Genomic DNA, 15,667 nt, shown 5'->3' with positions numbered 1-15,667 from the left:
CCGAGTGGGACCGCGCAGGAAGTGAGGCGCCCCCGCCCGTAGACTGGCTCTCATGCGTATCGCCGTCGTAGCCCTGGGAAAGATCGGGCTTCCCCTAGCCGTCCAGTTCGCCTCCGCCGGTCACGACGTGATCGGCGTCGACGTCAATCAGAAGGCGGTCGATTCGATCAACGCCGCCAGGGAGCCGTTCCCGGGCGAGGCGCATCTGCAGGAGCGTCTGGAGGAGCTGATCCCGGCAGGTCGGCTGCGCGCGACCACCGACTATGCCGAGGCGATCCCCGGCGCCGATGCGGTCGTCCTGGTCGCGCCTGTCTTCGTGGACGACGAGACGTGGGAGCCGGACTTCAAGTACATGGACGCGGCGACGAAGTCGCTGGCCGAGCACCTGACCCCGGGAACGCTGGTCTCGTATGAGACGACTCTGCCCGTCGGCACGACGCGTAATCGGTGGAAGCCGATGCTGGAGGACGGATCCGGCCTCGTCGAGGGCGAAGACTTCTTCCTGGCGTACTCGCCGGAGCGTGTGCTGACCGGTCGCGTGTTCGAGGACCTGCGCAAGTACCCGAAGTTGATCGGTGCGCTGTCCGCGGAGGGCAACCGTCGGGCGCGGGAGTTCTATGAGGCGGTGCTGCAGTTCGACGAGCGGCCCGATCTCGCGCAGCCGAACGGTGTGTGGGACCTGGGTTCGACCGAGGCATCGGAGATGGCGAAGCTGGCCGAGACGACGTACCGGGACGTGAACATCGGACTGGCGAACCAGTTCGGTCTGTTCGCGGCCTCGCACGGCATCGATGTGTACAAGGTGATCGATGCGTGCAACTCCCAGCCGTACAGCCACATCCACCGTCCGGGCATCGCCGTGGGCGGGCACTGCATCCCGGTGTACCCGCGCCTGTACCTGTCGACCGACCCGGATGCCGACATCGTGCGCGTCGCGCGTCAGCTGAATGCCTCCATGCCCGAGCGGCTGGTCGCGCAGGCCGAGGGCATCCTGGGCGATCTGACGGGGCAGCGGGCCGTGGTGCTCGGCGCCGCGTATCGCGGCGGGGTGAAGGAGACGGCGTTCTCCGGAGTCTTCCCGACCGTGGATGCGCTGAAGGCGCGCGGCGCCGAGGTGGTCGTGCACGACCCTCTCTACAGCGACGAGGAGCTGCGCGGGCTCGGCTTCGAGCCGTACGTCCTCGGGCAGGCCGCGGACCTCGCGATCCTGCAGACCGACCACGCCGACTACCGCACCCTCGCACCGGCCGACATCCCCGGCGTGAAGCTGCTCGTCGACGGACGCAACGCCTCCGACGCCGCACTGTGGGGTGGCACCCCGCGAATCGTCGTCGGAACGGCATCCTGATTTCAGAAGCACTGCGGATGAGCGCCGGTCGGCGCCCACCGGCAGTGCTCGTGCGCTGCGGGGTCAGTCCGCGAGAATGCTGCTGATCCTCTGCAGCACGGAGTCTGCGATCACCGTGGGACCGCCGCGGAGGACCACACGCACCGGGTCGAGGCGATCGATCTCCGTTAGCACCGAGTCCGGGACGAAATCCGGGTACGTCAGCAGGACAGGGCCGCCGAGCGTGCCTCCTGCGGCTGCTGCTGATAGCGCGTCCGCGAAATTGCGTCCGCTGGCGACGTAGAGCACGGGCGTCCGCGACGAGCGGAATGCGTCGGCTGAGACCTTCACCGCTGTGTCATACCGGGACGCGCCCGCCAGTCGCCGCGTGGTCGTGGCCACGCCGGTCGCACGATCCGCAGCGTCCAGCGTCTTGGCGCTCACGGCCCCGACGCCGCCGAGTGCGATGATCTGAGACGGTTTCAGCGTCCGCAGAGCGGCGGCTGTCTCGGTCGGGAGGCTGCCTGGACGGGTGAGGAGAACGGGGGCGCCCGCGTTGCCGGCCGCGGCGGCGCCTGCGAGCGCGTCCGGGAAGTTCGTGCCACTGGCGAGATACACGACCGGAGATTGATCCCAGAGGATCGAGACCTGTGCGGCGGTGTCGTAGCGGTTCGCACCTGCGAACCGGAATGCCACCTCCACCGCGAGAGCCGCGACCTGCGTGTAGACCGTCTTGCTCACGACGCTCCCTCCGCCGGCGACCAGCACAAAGCTCGGGTCGAGCGCATCGAGTTCGTCCAGCGCAGACGACCCGATCGAAGCCGGCCGGGTCAGGAGCACCGGGCCTCCGAGCGCTCCGGCAGCGGCAGCGCCCGACAGCGCGTCAGGGAAGTCTCGACCGTTCGCGACGAAGGCAGCCTCGATTCCGGAGAAGTTGAAGGCATCCTGCGAAATGAGCACCGAGGTCTCATAGCGGTCGGTGCCGAAGATGCGTTGAACGAAGTTGTGCGCTGTAGTGAAGGTGTGCACTCCGGACAGCTCACCAGTACCCTGATCACTCGTGGTGGCGATGCGGACACCGTACTCGGTGTCGGGGTCCAGCCCATCGATCCACGCGCTCGTCTCCTGACCCCACATCGCCTCGTCGATCACAGCTCCATCGAGAAGCAGCTGCAGCTGGTATCCGGTGGCGACGGGACCCCCGGTCGGCTCCTGCCACGTGATGAGAACGCTGGTGGAGCGAACCTCTGCGACCTGGATATTCTCCACCGGGCCCGCGAGGGCGGTCTGCCTGGTCGAGCCGCTGCCCGAGCGAAATGGTGCAATGCTTCTGTCTGCGTCTGTGGAGGTGTCCCGGAAGTGGGGGGCGATCGGGCTCATCGAGCCACGCATCGGCGCCTCGACCTGCGGCAGTTCCTGTTCGTCCGCTGCGGAGGCAGCGAGCGGTAGCGACAGGGAGAGGGCGGCGATCGCCGCAGCGGCGGCGATCGCGGGACGGCGGATGGATGCCGGCATGGAGTCTCCTTCGACAGAACGGCGCGTATTCGCCGCGTCGGGGATTCGTTCGCGTCGTGGCTATCCGTGAGCAGAGCGTATCGCAGTACGAGCGGCCGGCAGATGTCGCTCGCCCATGGGACCCGATCACCGGTGCGCGTGGCCACGCGAGTCTCCCAGCAACTCGCCGATACGATTGCCATCATGGATCTTCTCGTCGTCGGGTCGGGTTTCTTCGGCCTCACCATCGCTGAGCGCGCCGCGGAAGCCGGCCGTAAGGTGACCGTCATCGACCGTCGCGCGCACATCGGCGGCAACGCCTACAGCGAGGCCGAGCCGGAGACAGGCATCGAGGTGCACCGCTACGGCGCTCATCTGTTCCACACGTCGAACGCGACGGTGTGGGAGTACGTCAACCGGTTCACCACGTTCACGAACTACGTGCACCGCGTCTACACGAACCACAACAGCATCGTGTACCCGATGCCGGTGAACCTCGGCACGATCAACCAGTTCTTCAACGCGGCATATTCGCCATCCGAAGCGCGCGCGCTGGTGAAGGAGCAGGCGGGCGAGTTCGATGTCAAGACCGCGCAGAACTTCGAGGAGAAGGGCATCGCCCTGGTCGGGCGCCCGCTGTTCGAGGCGTTCTTCCGCGACTACACCGCCAAGCAGTGGCAGACCGACCCGCAGAAGCTGTCGGGTGACATCGTCAGCCGGCTGCCCGTGCGGTACACGTATGACAACCGGTACTTCAACGACACGTGGGAGGGCCTGCCCACCGACGGGTACACCGCGTGGCTGGAGCGCATGGCGGATCACCCGAACATCGAGGTGAAGCTGAACGTCGACTACTTCGACGAGTCGCAGCCGCTGAACAAGCGCGCCACGGTCTGGCAGCTTCCAGTGGTGTACACCGGACCGGTGGATCGGTATTTCGACTATGCGGAGGGCGAGCTCAGCTGGCGTACGCTCGACTTCGAGCAGGAGGTGCTGAACATCGGCGACTTCCAGGGCACCAGCGTGATGAATTACCCGGATCTGGATGTGCCGTTCACGCGCATCCACGAGTTCAAGCACTTCCACCCCGAGCGTCGTGAGATCTTCAACTCCGACAAGACGGTGATCATGCGGGAGTTCTCCCGCTTCGCGGACCGCGCGGACGAGCCGTACTACCCGGTCAACACCGACGCCGACCGAGAGGGCCTGCTGGCGTACCGGGAGCTGGCCAAGGGCGAGCAGGACGTGCATTTCGGCGGACGTCTGGGCACCTACCAGTACCTCGACATGCACATGGCGATCGGATCGGCCCTGTCGATGTGGCGGAACGACCTCTCCGGCGAGAGCGACTGACGTGGCGAGCACGGTCGGAGCGCCGGGCACGCCCCGGCGCTACTTCCACTCGCTGTGGCTGCTCTCCGGGCGCGACCTGAAGGTCCGGTACTCGACGAGCGCGCTCGGATACCTGTGGTCCGTCCTCGACCCCCTCGTGATGAGCGGCATCTACTGGTTCGTCTTCACTCGAGTCTTCGAGCGGACCGTCGGCGAGCAGCCGTACATCATCTTCCTGATCACCGCGCTGCTGCCGTGGGTCTGGTTCAACGCCGCGGTCGGCGACTTCACCAGGGCGTTCAAGAAGGACGCCAGACTGGTGCGCTCGACCGCCATCCCTCGTGCGATCTGGGTCAACCGCATCGTGCTGAGCAAGGGCATCGAGTTCCTGTTCTCGCTGCCGGTCCTCGCCATCTTCGTCGTGACGAACATCCTCATCGAGACCGACCCCGAGCACACCGTGCAGGTCGGCTGGGGCATACTCCTGTTCCCCGTCGCCGCTCTGCTGCAGGCCGTGCTGCTCGTCGGTCTGGGACTGCTGGTCGCGCCGCTGTGCGCGCTGTACACCGACCTGGAGCGCACCACCGCTCTCATTCTCCGGGCGCTGTTCTACGCGACGCCTATCATCTACAGCGTCAACGACCTGCCCGGCGCTTTCCAGACACTCGGGATGTTCAACCCGCTCGCCGGGATCTTCTCGCTGTACCGGATGGCGTTCTTCCCGGATCAGTGGCAGCCCGAACTCGTCGCGATGAGCGCCGCGATGAGCTTCGCCATCCTCGCGCTCGGCATCTGGGTCTTCCGCTCACTCGAGCGCACCGTCCTCAAGGAGCTGTGAAGATGGCATCCGCGATCGAAGTCGCCGGCCTCGGCGTCCGATTCCGCCGCAACCGTCGCGGCAGGCGCACGTTCAAGGATCTCTTCGCCGGTACGCGGCGCCGATCGCGTCCGGGGGAGTTCTGGGCGCTTCGTGACGTGTCGTTCACGGTTCAGCCGGGGGAGTCCATCGGCGTGGTCGGTCGCAACGGACAGGGCAAGTCCACGCTGCTGCGCCTGGTCGCGGGCGTGCTGCTCGCCGACGAGGGCACGGTTCGGGTCAACGGCGGCGTGGCGCCGCTGATCGAACTCACCGGCGGCTTCGTGGGGGATCTCAGCGTCCGCGAGAACGTGCGCCTCATCGCGGGACTGCACGGCATGTCGAAGGCCGAGATCACCACGCGCTACGACGAGATGATCGCGTTCGCCGAGCTGGAGGACTTCCAGGACACCCCGTACAAGCATCTCTCCAACGGCATGAAGGTGCGCCTCGCGTTCTCGGTCGTCTCGCAGCTCGACGAGCCGATTCTGCTGGTCGACGAGGTGCTCGCCGTGGGCGACAAGGCATTCCGTGACAAGTGCTACAACCGCATGGACGAGCTGCTCGCCGAAGGTCGGACGCTGTTCTTCGTCAGCCACAACGAACGCGATCTGCGTCGGTTCTGCCGACGAGGGCTCTACCTCGACAAGGGGCGACTGGCCATGGACGGCCCCATCGATGCCGTGGTCGACCGCTACAACGCCGACCATCGGGCTGCCTGAGACGTCACCGGTCCTTCCCCTCAGCCTGCGACGAGCTCGTTCAGGCTGCGCAGCGCCGCGCGGGCCGCGCTGAGCGGGCTGCTGGTCGACCCGCCCTGCGCGAAGGCCGCACGCAGGGTGTCCAGGGATTCGCCGTACGACTGCACTCCGGAGCGCCAGCGATCGGCGATGGCCGAGGGCGCCACGGTGTCGGACAGGCGGCCGGCGTCGTCTCGCAGCTGGTCGGCGATCTGCACGCCTTCTTCCCCGGAGGCGTCCGCGGCGTACGACAGGCCCGTCGCCGCGTCGTCGAGCAGGGGCTGCACCTTGCCGCGGAAGACGGGGAGTGCGGGGTCTGCGGGCGGTGGCGGCGCGGTCGGGGCTGACGAGGGGGAACTCGTCGGCTCCGATGATGAGGTCGGCGCCGGGGTGGCGGTGGCCGTCGGCGTCGTCGCGGCGGTCGGGGAAGGCGAACCCGATGCCGGCGCCGACGGCGCGGGGGATGCCGATGCCGACGAGACCGGCTCGGGATCGCCGTTCTCCCAGGGGCGGACGAATGCGAGGACGATCGCGACCGCCGCGATGACCGCGACCGCGCCGAGACCGATCATCAGCCACATCCGGGAACGACCCGTCTTCTCCTCCGGATAGGCCCACACGTACTCGGGCTGCGGGTCGCTCATCGTGCCTCCAGTGCCGGCATGGGCTGCCAGGTGCGGTCGCGGCTGATCCGGGCGCCGTCTCGCAGGCCGCGGAGCAGGTTGCTCGTCCCGCGCACCGTGCGCTCGACGAAGAGCAGCCGGATCAGCTCCTTGAAGAAGGTGGCGGTGGTGCCGAGGCCGAAGAGCACTGGACTGTACGCCCCGTGCACGCGGTAGTAGTGCTTGATGTATGCGCGGTTGCGCATGATGTAGTAGCGGTAGGCGTTGCTGGACGCGTTCATGTGCCGGATGCCCATGTCCCACTGCTTGATCTCACGCGTGCGGCGCAGCACGAACTCGTCGACGATGACGGCGGTGGTCAGGCGGGAGGCCAGCCAGCCGTACATCTGGTCGTCCCAGTAGATGAAGAAGCGCGGGTCGGGCAGCCCGATCTGCGCCACGATCGAGCGATGGATGAACATGCCCTCGAAGCATCCGCTGTTCATCTCCTTGAAGCCCGAGGAGTCGAACTTCGACGGTGCGAACGGAATCGGGATGCCCATCCGGTCGGCGATCCGGTACTGCCAGTAGAACTCGCTGCCGTCATAGTCGTAGCGCCGCCCCTGGATGCTCTTGAATCGCCGCGACCATCGGCCCATCTTCGCGAGGCCGTCCGGCAGCACCTCGACGTCGTCGTCCATCATCCAGATCCATCCGGATCCCAGCTCGTACGCCGTGCGCATGCCCTCGCTGAACCCGCCCGACCCGCCGGTGTTGGTCTCGAGTCGGCGGTACACGATCTCGGTGCCGATGTCGGCGCGGAACGAGTCGACGACGTCGGTCGTGTCGTCGGCGGAGGCGTTGTCGATGATGATCACCCGACCCGGCTTCGGATCCATCGCCCGGATGCTGGCCAGCAGACCGCTGAGAAGGTGCGAGCGGTTGTAGGTGACGATGACGATCGACGCGGATGCGGGGTCGAACTCGGCGGGGCTCATGCCTGCTCCTCGAAAATCCGGCGCCAGGAGTCATCGGAGACGAGCTGGGGAAGCGCGGCACGATACTCGGCCTGCAGCTTCGGCCAGTTCCGCCGCAGCCTGCGGTGCAGTCGCACACTCTCGGTGAGCATCCGTCGGTACTGGGCACGATCGCGCGTGTAGACGTTCTTGCCGGAACCGTCAGCGGAGCTGACGAGAACGCTGTCGAAACGCGGCACGCGCCACCAATGGGCATCGCCCTTGCCGAACTCGACCTCGGGCTGTGCGACGTTGGCCGGATCCGGGGTGTGCAGCCAATGGGCGAACAGCGTGCGAAGAGTGAACCAGCGAAGGCGGAGTCCTGTGGGACTGTCGAATTGGTGCTGCTTCAAGTGCTTGTACACCTGCCTGCCCTTGCGAGAGTGCAGGACTCGGTTGGGGTCGCGATTCACCACGGTTTCGGGGAAGTCCGCCGCCAGCTTGCGAGCTCCTGGCATCGCTGTCGCCAGGTTCTCGCGCATGTGCGCCGGGCCCGACAGCACGTCGCGCAGCGCCCGTGCGCGCAGGGCGACAGGGTAGTACTGCATCATCATCAGGTGCTTGAGATCGACCCGCAAACTGTGCTTGAGCAGCCGGCCTCCTCGGGGCGCGTTCGAGTGCAGCAGCCCGGCCACGATTCGGTTGCGTGCATGGAAGTAGGCCTGCCAGTCGATGGAATCGTCCTTGTTGACCCACGACACATGCCAGAGCGCGACTCCGGGCAGCGACACGGTCGGGAAACCGGCTTTCCCCGCGCGGAGACAGAACTCGGCGTCGTCCCATTTGATGAACGCCGGCAGCGAGAGCCCCACCTTGCGGATGGCATCGAGCGGAATGAGGCACATCCACCAGCCGTTGTAGTCCGCGTCCATTCGCATGTGCAGCAGCGGCGACTGCCGGAGATTCGCGGACCCGAAGTCGTGCGGCATCTTCTCCTGGTACAGGTTGCGCCACATGAACGGATGCTCGTCGACGACCTCGGCCCAGCCGTGCAGCTTCGGGCGGTCGAGCAGATCGAACATGTGGCCGCCGACGAGCACCGGCGTGGTGGCGTAGCGGGCAAAGACGATCGAACGACGCAGTGATTCGGGCTCGATGCGGACGTCGTCGTCGAGCAGTTGGACGAAGTCGCTCTCCGGTCGCTGCAGCGTCTCGTGCATCGACCGAGCGAAGCCGCCGGATCCGCCGAGGTTGCCCTGGCGGATGACCTGCAGCGTCTCACCCAGGTCGGCTGCGACGTCGTCATAGCCCTCCTGCTCGGCGACGAGCTGGGTCCCCTGATCGATCAGGAAGATGCGGTCGACGAACTCGAGAGCATCGGGCGACGCTGCGAGAGCCTTCAGTGTGTCCACGCAGTAGTCGGGCTTGTTGTATGTCGTGATGCCGAGCGACGCCTTGCCGTGCCTCACCGGTTCCTGCTCAGTCGTCCACTGCGCACCCTCGAGAACCGCGTTCTTCTCGTCCGCGACGATGTCGAACCAGATCCAACCCCCGTCGCTGTACTCGGTGAGCGACAGGTCGAACGACGTGCTGGCCTCGCCGGTCACTTCGCGCGTGTCGATTCGCTGGCGCACGCCGCCGCCGTTCGATCGGTAGACGAGGATGGTCGCCGGCCCCGAGGTTCGAACGGTGAGACGAACCTGTCGGATGCTTGTCCAGTGCTGCCAGTACGACGCAGGGAACGCATTGAAGTAGGTGCCCAGAGATACGCGGCGTCCGGAGACGATACGAGCGCGGTGCCGGCCCAGAATGTTCCCCAGATGCGCGACATTGCTCACACGCACCGGTTCCTCATCGATGACCGACCAGGTCTCGGGATCCGCGTACAGCGGGAGCAGATCGGGATCGCGGTCGAGGGGGAAGACGACGTTCTGCAGCACGTGGGTCACGAGGGCCAAGCCTACCGTTCGCCGCCTGAGATCTCCGCGAGCCGTTATCAGCCGCGGCCACCTTCAGGCCCCAGCGTCGGGATCGCGTCGGTGTGCGCCGCGTCGATGCTCTCCCGCCACGACCTGGTCTGTCCTGCCCGCAGGGCGCAGAGCACGAGCAGCAGCCAGCCGGTTCCGGTGAGCGCGAAGCTCTCGAACATCGACTCCACGCCGAGCGTGATGAGCACGAGCGGCGCCCACGCGTACACGACCGAGCGCCGCACGCTCGCCACCAGCCACGAGCGCACGAGGGCGACGCTGCCGAGCACGACGAAGAGCGCCAGGCCCGCCCAGCCGAGCTGCAGCAGCGCGTCGAAGTAGGCGTTGAGCGCCGACTGGTGATGGTCCGACAGCAGGAAGTTGATGTAGGTGAAGGGGTACTCGCCACGCGGCCACGGGCCGAACCACCCGTAGCCGGTGATCGGCCGCTGAGCGATGAAGTCGAGCATCATGTTCCACAGATCGGCGCGGGTCGAGAAGTCGGAGCCGGCGTCGAGGACGCGGATGATCTGATGCCGGAGCGCGAAGGCGACGACGAGCCCCACGACCACCAGGGCGCCCAGCGCCGCCTGCACGGCGCTGCGCAGGTGCGCGGGCGTGTGCCGCACGATCATGAGTGCGACCGTCGCCACTCCGACGCCCGTCGCGAGCACCACGACCGTCGGCGATGCCGAGAACAGCGCGAGTGAGCCGCCGAGCGCGACGGACAGCACACCCGCGACCCGCCCGATCGACCGCGTGCGCCACTCGACCACGAAGGTGATCAGCGCGATCACCGCGATGAAGCCGAGCATGTTGCGGGTGCCGAAGATGCCCTGGATCGGGCCCCCGACGGCGAGCGTGCCCTCGATGCCCAGCAGCCGGAACGGGGTGTCGAGCAGGATGCCGAACACGATCTCCAGTGCGAGCGACAGGGTCAGCAGCCAGCGCAGGGTGTCGCCGATGGCGCGCACCGTCTGCAGCGTGTCGCGCACGTGCCCGATCGTGATCGCGATCACGGCGTACCCGAGCAGGGTGAACCAGCCGGCGAGCGTGCCCCCACGATCCGCCGACCAGAGCACACTCAGCAGCGCGAGCAGCAGGAACCCGAGCAGCGACGTCGGGGCGAAGCGCAGCAGGGACAGCTCGTCCCGGCGGACGGTCAGCACGGCGACGCCGATGACCGCGAGCACGCCGATGATCGTCGCCAGGCTCACCGGCGACATCATCCGCTCGATGACGAACGACGAGAACACCGCGGTGAGCGCGGTCAGCGTGTACGCCCGCGCGAACAGCGCGGAGCCCAGCAGCGAGACGACGAGGCGCCGCGGTGTCATGGCACCTGCCGCGGCTGCGGGCCGTGCGAGATGACGGGGGTGCGCTCGCCGACGCCGACGCCGATGAGCGGCACCGCCTTCATCTTGAACGAGAGCAGGATCAGCAGCAGCCAGCCCCACAGCATGATCGGCGCCGATTCGGCGAGACCCTCGACGAGCAGCACCGCGGTGAACAGCACGGGCAGCAGCGACAGAGGGGAGTAGGGCCGGCGATCATCGAGGTCCCATCGGGGCCGGTCGACGGCGAAGAACCACGCCCGCCACGCGAGCGCGAGCCAGGCGATCGCCATCAGCACCACACCGACGACCCCGAGCTGCAGGAACACGTCGAGCCACATGTCGTGGGCGTGGAAGACGCTGAGCCCGTGGTTCAGGATCCAGCCGTCGAACGCCGGATCCCAGGGCACCCAGGGGGAGGAGAAGCCGTTGCCGAACACCGGCCGGGTGATCGCGCGCTCCCAGACCGCCTGCCAGATCTCGATGCGCCCGGTGAGGTCGGATCCCTTGCCGAGCGCAGACAGGAGCTGGTCGCGCAGCAGCACGGCACCCCCGATCCCGACGACGGCCACCGCGGCGAAGAGCAGGTACAGCCGCGCGCGTCGTCGCGGTGACGCCGCGCGCATCAGGAGCACGGCGATCAGCACCGCCACGACGACGGCGATGCTCAGATACACCGTGGCCGATGCCGCCTTGACGAGCAGCACGGCGGCGAGCGCGGACCAGAAGATCAGCATGGTGCGCCGGCGCACCTGCGTGGCGTACAGCACCGCGAACACGATAAGCGCGAACAGGCACATCATCGCGAGCGAGTGCGCGTTGCCCACCACACCCTGGATGCGCCCGTCGTCGAACAGGTTTCCGCGCACCCAGTACAGGTGCGGATCGATCCTGCCCTCGGGAAGATCGACGAAGTTCGGCAGCAGCGGTCGGCGCAGCACGAGCGCGACCCACAGCTCGATCGCGAGGGAGAGGCCCAGGATGATCTTGAGGGCGCTCGAGATCGCCCGCGCGATCTCGTTCCAGGTGAGGGTGGTCGCGATCAGCACCGCAGTCACGGTGATGGCGGCCAGCAGCGACCAGGTGAGCAGGGTGGCCGCGGGCCAGCGCGACCACAGGGTGGATGCCAGGGCGAGGGCCGCGTAGCCGAGGGCCGCCCACGGCAGTCGGCGCCACGGGAAGCGGGTGGGACGCTGGGCGACGACCTCGGGCACCCAGATGGCGAGGGCGCCGGCGGTCAGGACGGCGAGCACGATGCCCGACCCGAGAGCGCCGAAGGTGTTGTACACCGCGGTGTGCGCGAACAGGCAGAACAGGGCCAGCACGCTGTACGCGCGCACCATCAGATGCCCGGTCGTCTCACGCGGCGGGGCCGCGGGGCGAGGGGCCACGGGATGCTTGCTGTACACGGCCATCGGGTTCAGGCTATCGCGCCGAGCACTGCCCGCACCCGTCTTCCCCGACGCTCGCGCAGACCGGTGCGACACGCCGATGGACGTTCAATGAACCTTAAACGCACCATTGAGGGTTTACGATCCGCGACTTGACCGCGACGAATGACACGGGTGTAATTAGTGGTGCACGGCCCGGAGGGGGCACAAGCAGGGTTGGGAGATCGAGATGACGGGTTACCGGTCGGACGTTCCCGAGAATTGGTTCGTCGATCCAGTCAACCTCGGCGTACCCGGAGTACGTCGAGTCGACGCTGAAGATGATGGCGCGCTCGCCTGGCAGGTCGACGCGCTGTGCGCGCAGACCGACCCCGAGGCGTTCTTCCCGGAGAAGGGCGGCTCGACGAGAGACGCCAAGCGCATCTGCACATCGTGCAACGTGCGGGGCGAGTGCCTCGAGTACGCCCTCAGCAATGACGAGCGCTTCGGCATCTGGGGCGGTCTGAGCGAGCGCGAGCGTCGCAAACTCAAGCGCCGCGCGAGCTGACGGCTTCGCGGGCACGCCGAGTCCGATGACCGGCGCCCCGCGGATGCCTGTCTAGGCTGACTCTGTCATGCCATCCCGAGTACACGCCATCGTCGTCGCACGAACGGGCGACGCCGCAGCAGCACAGCTCAGCGAGACCCTAGACGACCTCCGCGATCAGACGACTCCGCCCGACGCCGTCACCGTGGTGGTTCTCGGAAGCGGCGCGCAGGTGCGCGCCATCGACGGCATCGGACGCAGCGTCGAGGCGATCATCGAAGCGCGCGCGACCACGACGTTCGCCGAGGCCGTCGCCCTGGCTCAGCCTCGCGTGGCGAGCGGCAGCTCGGTGTGGATGCTCACCCACGACTCCCGGCCGCGCCGCAGGGCTCTGCAGCTTCTCGCCGGCTCACTGGAGCGCTCCCCGTCGGCCGCACTCGCCGCCCCCAAGCTCGTCCGGCACGACGACGACCGCGAGATCGTGTCGCTGGGTGTGAGCATGAGCCGATTCGGCCGCGCCGTCGAGCTGGCAGCCGATGAACTCGATCAGGGCCAGCACGACGCCACCGAGGACGCTCTCGGCGCGGACGTGCGCGGCATGCTCATCCGCGGAGCCGCACCCACGGTGCTGCGTCCGGACCCCGGACTCGGCGGCGCCGACGAAGGACTCGACCTCGGTGTCCGCGCCAGGCTGGGCGGCGCCCGCATCGTGCTCGTGCCGAAGGCGCGGATCGGTGTGCGGCCCGACGGCGTCGCGACAGCCCCGCAGAGGGAGGCGGCCCGAGCGTGGGTGAGTCGTCGCGCCCAGCTGCATCGACGCCTCGCGTACGCGCCCGCCTTCGCGGTGCCGCTGCACTGGCTGAGTCTGCTGCCGCTGGCGCTGTGGCGCTCGATCGTCCACCTCATCGGCAAGCGCCCGGCGGCCGTCGTCCCCGAGTGGGGCGCGGCCCTGGCAGCAATGCTCGCCGTGCGCGCCGTCGCGCGCTCGCGACGCGCCATCCGCTCTTTCCGCACGGCGTCGTGGGCCAGCATCGCGCCGCTGCGGGTGTCGCGCACGCAGCTGCGGCACCGCCTGGACGACGGGCACGGCAGCGAACGGGGCGCCGTCAGCGAGCTGCACTTCTTCAGCGGCGGGGGAGCGTGGGCGGTGCTCGCCGCCCTCGTCGTCAGCATCGCGGCCTTCTTCCCCCTGCTCGCCTGGCCCAGCGTCGGAGGCGGCGAGCTGCTGCCGATGCAGCCGGAGCTCGCCGCCCTCTGGAACGACGCCGGATGGGGTCTGCGCGACCTCGGCCCCGGCATCGTCGGCCCCGCCGACCCGTTCGCGGCCGTGCTCGCGGTGCTGGGCACTCTCTGGCCGGGGTCTCCCTCCTTCGCGGTCGTGCTGCTCTGGCTGGGCGCCCTGCCGCTGGCGGTGCTCGGCGGCTGGTTCGCCGCGACCCGGGTCACCGACAGAGCCGGCCTTCGGATCCTCGGCGGCGTGCTGTGGGCGCTGGCTCCCACGTTCCTCACCGCTCTCGTGCAGGGCAGACCGGCCGCCGTGCTGCTGCACCTGCTGCTGCCGTGGCTGTTCCATTCCGCGGTGGTCGCGCACCGCTCCTGGGGCGCCGCGGGAGCGGCATCCCTGCTCGCCGCGGCATCCCTCGCCTGCGCGCCGTCGCTCGCACCCGCCTTCGTGGCGCTCTGGGGGCTGACGGTCATGGCGATGCTCGCCGCCGGTCGTGTGCGCGGTGCGGTGCGCGTCTTCTGGCTGCTCATCCCCGCGGCTGCGCTGTTCGCGCCGCTGGTCTACTGGCAGCTTCGCCACGGCGATCCCTGGGCGCTGCTGGCCGATCCGGGTGCTGTCGCGACCCTCGCGCAGGCGACCGCTGACGCGGCAGGGCGCCTGCTCATCGCGCAGGGCTTCCCGGCCCCGGACCGCGCCGGCTGGGAGTGGCTGCTCGACGGCGGCGTCGCCCCGTTCGCCGCCGTGCTGCTCGTGCCCCTGGTCCTCCTCGCGCTGACCTCGGCGCTCTCGCCGAGGTGGCGAGCCGGCTTCGCCCTGCTGGCGACCACGGTGATCGGGCTGATCACGTCGATGATCGCGGTCGGCATCCAGGTGTCGTTCGTGCAGGGCGAGCCGGTCGGGATCTGGCCCGGCACCGGACTGAGCTTCGCATGGCTGGGCGTCGTCGGCGCCGCTCTGGTCACGCTCGACACCGTCGTGGCGATGCCGGCTCTGCGGTCAGCGGCCGCGCTCGTCACCGGCGCCGGCGTGCTCGTCTGCGCCGTGCCAGGGCTGCTGGCGGTGAACGTCGGTGAGGCGCAGATCCACAACGGCGCCACCAGCACGCTGCCCGCTCTGGTCGCCGCGCACGCGTCGGACGCCGCCGACAGCGGAACCCTCGTCATGACACCGCTGGACGACGGGTCGCTCGCGACCCAGCTGGTGTGGGGCCCGAGCGCCACGCTGAGCGCGCAGACGACCATGCTCACCACGGCGACGCGCGTGCACGACGAGGGCCTAGCCGCAGACGCCGTCGACCTGCTCTCGGCTCGCGACTTCGATGCGGCTGCCGCACTCGCCGAGCGCGGTGTCGGCTTCGTGCTGCTCACGTCCCTCCCCGGCCAGAGCGAGCAGGCCCGCAGCATGACCGACGGCGCGATCACGGCGATCGACCAGCGCCCGGGGTTCGTGAAGGCGGGTGAGACTCCCAACGGGATGCTGTGGCAGCTGGCCACCCCGCCCGCCGAGCGCGCTCAGCCGTCGCACGCGCAGCGCGCCCTCGGCAACCTCATCGGGCTGGGCCAGCTCATCGTGGTGCTCGCCGCCGTGCTGCTGTCGATCCCGACCCGGGCATCGCGCCGGGCAGCCCGCGGCCGCTCCCGAGTGGTGGGTCGTTCCCTCGACGAGCCGATCGCGTCTCGGCGGACGCACGAGGATGCCGACCTGCACACCGGGGACGTCACCGTGCCGCCCGCCGGGGCCGACGAACCCCGACCAGCGGAGGACGCGCCGCCCTCCGCTGAGCCCGCGTCACCGCATCCCGCCGTCGAGGAGAACAGCCGATGAAGCAGCGCACCATCCGCCTCGCGGCGACCGGGGCCCGACTGGCGACCGGAGCCGCCGTCGCCACGGCCTGCGTGCTGGGGGTCGGGGCGGCCG

Annotated in this window: 12 protein-coding genes; 6 read left to right on the top strand and 6 right to left on the bottom strand. The window is 68.6% G+C overall.

Going from position 1 to position 15,667, the window contains the following annotated elements:
* The first annotated feature begins 52 nt into the window (after positions 1–52).
* Positions 53–1,348 (top strand): nucleotide sugar dehydrogenase, encoded by a 1,296-nt coding sequence (locus BFN01_RS09900; RefSeq protein WP_071643948.1) that lies wholly within the window; start codon positions 53–55, stop codon positions 1,346–1,348.
* Between the two features lie 63 nt (positions 1,349–1,411).
* On the opposite strand, the gene BFN01_RS09895 is transcribed toward BFN01_RS09900, so the two are convergent.
* Complete coding sequence (locus tag BFN01_RS09895; RefSeq protein WP_071643946.1) at positions 1,412–2,842, bottom strand: cell wall-binding repeat-containing protein; 1,431 nt, start codon at positions 2,840–2,842, stop codon at positions 1,412–1,414.
* Positions 2,843–3,025: 183 nt separating this feature from the next.
* Here BFN01_RS09895 and glf point away from each other — a divergent pair, with 183 nt between their 5' ends.
* From glf to BFN01_RS09880, 3 genes are read left to right on the top strand one after another with little or no spacing between them, the layout of a single operon-like run.
* Entirely contained in the window at positions 3,026–4,174 is a 1,149-nt protein-coding gene (gene glf, locus BFN01_RS09890; RefSeq protein WP_071643945.1) for a UDP-galactopyranose mutase, read from the top strand.
* Between the two features lies 1 nt (position 4,175).
* Positions 4,176–4,991: an ABC transporter permease gene (locus tag BFN01_RS09885; RefSeq protein ID WP_071643943.1), complete on the top strand. Its 816-nt coding sequence runs from the start codon at positions 4,176–4,178 to the stop codon at positions 4,989–4,991.
* A gap of 2 nt (positions 4,992–4,993) precedes the next feature.
* Positions 4,994–5,731, top strand: a complete 738-nt coding sequence (locus tag BFN01_RS09880; protein ID WP_071643941.1) for an ABC transporter ATP-binding protein — start codon at positions 4,994–4,996, stop codon at positions 5,729–5,731.
* A 20-nt stretch (positions 5,732–5,751) separates the two neighbouring features.
* Here BFN01_RS09880 and BFN01_RS09875 read toward each other — a convergent pair whose 3' ends face one another.
* The 5 genes from BFN01_RS09875 to BFN01_RS09855 are packed head-to-tail and all read right to left on the bottom strand — an operon-like array spanning position 5,752 to position 12,023.
* On the bottom strand, positions 5,752–6,393 hold the full coding sequence (locus BFN01_RS09875) for a hypothetical protein (protein ID WP_071643939.1): 642 nt from the start codon (positions 6,391–6,393) through the stop codon (positions 5,752–5,754).
* Entirely contained in the window at positions 6,390–7,349 is a 960-nt protein-coding gene (locus BFN01_RS09870; RefSeq protein ID WP_071643937.1) for a glycosyltransferase family 2 protein, read from the bottom strand. The genes BFN01_RS09875 and BFN01_RS09870 overlap by 4 nt, the downstream gene beginning before the upstream one ends.
* Complete coding sequence (locus BFN01_RS09865) at positions 7,346–9,256, bottom strand: glycosyltransferase (protein ID WP_071643935.1); 1,911 nt, start codon at positions 9,254–9,256, stop codon at positions 7,346–7,348. The genes BFN01_RS09870 and BFN01_RS09865 overlap by 4 nt, the downstream gene beginning before the upstream one ends.
* Before the next feature lie 47 nt (positions 9,257–9,303).
* The gene (locus BFN01_RS09860) at positions 9,304–10,611 is read right to left on the bottom strand and encodes an O-antigen ligase (protein WP_071643933.1); all 1,308 of its coding nucleotides are present in this window, start codon (positions 10,609–10,611) and stop codon (positions 9,304–9,306) included.
* Positions 10,608–12,023 carry an O-antigen ligase gene (locus tag BFN01_RS09855; RefSeq protein ID WP_071643931.1) on the bottom strand — a complete coding sequence of 472 codons (1,416 nt, stop codon included), beginning with the start codon at positions 12,021–12,023 and terminating at the stop codon, positions 10,608–10,610. Before BFN01_RS09855 ends, BFN01_RS09860 begins: the two co-directional genes overlap by 4 nt.
* Before the next feature lie 205 nt (positions 12,024–12,228).
* On the opposite strand from BFN01_RS09855, the gene BFN01_RS09850 reads away from it, so the two are divergent.
* Both BFN01_RS09850 and BFN01_RS09845 read left to right on the top strand, forming a co-directional pair.
* On the top strand, positions 12,229–12,546 hold the full coding sequence (locus BFN01_RS09850) for a WhiB family transcriptional regulator (protein WP_071643929.1): 318 nt from the start codon (positions 12,229–12,231) through the stop codon (positions 12,544–12,546).
* A 67-nt stretch (positions 12,547–12,613) separates the two neighbouring features.
* A complete protein-coding gene (locus BFN01_RS09845; protein WP_071643927.1) occupies positions 12,614–15,574 on the top strand; it encodes a glycosyltransferase in 2,961 nt (986 codons plus the stop codon).
* Positions 15,575–15,667 lie beyond the last annotated feature (93 nt).

The sequence above is a fragment of the Microbacterium sp. AR7-10 genome (assembly GCF_001878835.1).
Lineage (GTDB): Bacteria > Actinomycetota > Actinomycetes > Actinomycetales > Microbacteriaceae > Microbacterium > Microbacterium commune.
Note: the sequence above shows the minus strand (reverse complement) of the source record. Positions and strands in the feature narration are given on the sequence as shown.

Excerpts from the sequence above, each read along its gene's own strand:
- BFN01_RS09900 (WP_071643948.1), top strand. The coding sequence starts at position 53 with ATGCGTATCGCCGTCGTAGCCCTGGGAAAGATCGGGCTTCCCCTAGCC.
- BFN01_RS09895 (WP_071643946.1), bottom strand. The coding sequence starts at position 2,842 with ATGCCGGCATCCATCCGCCGTCCCGCGATCGCCGCCGCTGCGGCGATC.
- glf (WP_071643945.1), top strand. The coding sequence starts at position 3,026 with ATGGATCTTCTCGTCGTCGGGTCGGGTTTCTTCGGCCTCACCATCGCT.
- BFN01_RS09880 (WP_071643941.1), top strand. The coding sequence starts at position 4,994 with ATGGCATCCGCGATCGAAGTCGCCGGCCTCGGCGTCCGATTCCGCCGC.
- BFN01_RS09875 (WP_071643939.1), bottom strand. The coding sequence starts at position 6,393 with ATGAGCGACCCGCAGCCCGAGTACGTGTGGGCCTATCCGGAGGAGAAG.
- BFN01_RS09870 (WP_071643937.1), bottom strand. The coding sequence starts at position 7,349 with ATGAGCCCCGCCGAGTTCGACCCCGCATCCGCGTCGATCGTCATCGTC.
- BFN01_RS09860 (WP_071643933.1), bottom strand. The coding sequence starts at position 10,611 with ATGACACCGCGGCGCCTCGTCGTCTCGCTGCTGGGCTCCGCGCTGTTC.
- BFN01_RS09855 (WP_071643931.1), bottom strand. The coding sequence starts at position 12,023 with ATGGCCGTGTACAGCAAGCATCCCGTGGCCCCTCGCCCCGCGGCCCCG.
- BFN01_RS09850 (WP_071643929.1), top strand. The coding sequence starts at position 12,229 with ATGACGGGTTACCGGTCGGACGTTCCCGAGAATTGGTTCGTCGATCCA.
- BFN01_RS09845 (WP_071643927.1), top strand. The coding sequence starts at position 12,614 with ATGCCATCCCGAGTACACGCCATCGTCGTCGCACGAACGGGCGACGCC.